We start from the raw sequence: 555 nt of genomic DNA, 5'->3' as shown, positions 1-555 counted from the left end.
AAGTGTGGGAGAGCAACAAACCTTAAAACCCGCTATCGAAGACTTGAAAAAACAACTGACTGAACTCGGTACGCCTGAAGCCTTGTGTGAAGCAAAATTTACCGCAGACAGCGGTTTTCATAGTGAAGTCAATCTTGAGTTTATGGCTACAACGGGGCTTGATGCTTACATTGCAGACACTGCATTTAGAAGTCGTAATCCATTATTTAAAGAGAGCGAAACCTATCATACAGAGCAAGAAAAACGACGATTGAAACGCAGTAAAGGCCGAGCGAGATTGTTCAATAGCAAAGACTTTTACTTTGATAAAAAGAAAAATGAATGCCATTGTCCTGCGGGTAAAGAAATGTGGTTAAGTGTTAAAAACATTGAAACCGCCGGTCGGCAATACGTTCGTTTCTCTGGTTATTTGAAGGATTGCCGTGTTTGTCCATTGCAAAAGCAATGCATGCGAAAAGTGCCCACTAAACAAGGTCGGCAAGTTCAATTTGAAACAGGTAAAACAACGAAGCACATTTCTTATACCGATAGAATGCGAGTGAAAATAGACAGTAG

1 protein-coding gene is annotated in these 555 nt (G+C 40.7%); it reads left to right on the top strand.

Annotated elements, in window-relative coordinates; genetic code table 11:
* On the top strand, nt 1-555 hold a 555-nt coding region (locus tag MT391_RS20755), incomplete at both ends, for a transposase (protein ID WP_499499998.1).

Source organism: Vibrio sp. 1-Bac 57 (assembly GCF_037546855.1).
Classification (GTDB): Bacteria; Pseudomonadota; Gammaproteobacteria; order Enterobacterales; family Psychromonadaceae; genus Psychromonas.
The sequence above is the reverse complement of the archived record's forward strand: the minus strand, read 5'-3'. Positions and strand labels throughout refer to the sequence as shown.